1 protein-coding gene is annotated in these 431 nt (G+C 67.1%); it reads right to left on the bottom strand.

Annotation, left to right across the window (positions count from 1 at the left end):
• On the bottom strand, positions 1-431 hold a 431-nt coding region (locus tag ACU8YE_RS25640), incomplete at both ends, for a glycosyltransferase family 2 protein (RefSeq protein WP_446930436.1).

Raw genomic sequence — 431 nt, 5'->3', positions numbered from 1 at the left:
CTTCCACGCTATGCGGGTCATAGACGGTGTCGCTGTCCACCGTCAGGATCAGGTCGCCCGTCAACCGCCGGAAGGCCCAGCCCTGGGCGCGGCGCTTGCCGACGTTCTTGTCCATGCGGTGAACCACCAGATTCGGATATTGACGGCACAGGGCCAGTGCCGCCTCGTGGGCCGCCGGGTCGGGGCTGCCGTCGTCGATGACAAACACCTCGTCGGGCACCCGCGACTGCCGCATCAGGCTGTGGATGGTGTCGGCCAGCGCGTCCGGGGCCTCGTTGTAGTTGGGAATCACGGCGCTGATCCGCAGGGAGTTGGGCCGGTCAGTGACCACCGGGCGGTAGCGGAAGGCCAGCGTCATCTTCACGAGCAGGTAGGTCAGCAGCAACACGCTGTACAGCCCCAGCGGCCAGCCCTGGCCCTCGGAGCGGTAA

This window comes from Ralstonia sp. VS2407 (genome assembly GCF_052950655.1).
The sequence above is the reverse complement of the archived record's forward strand: the minus strand, read 5'-3'. Positions and strand labels throughout refer to the sequence as shown.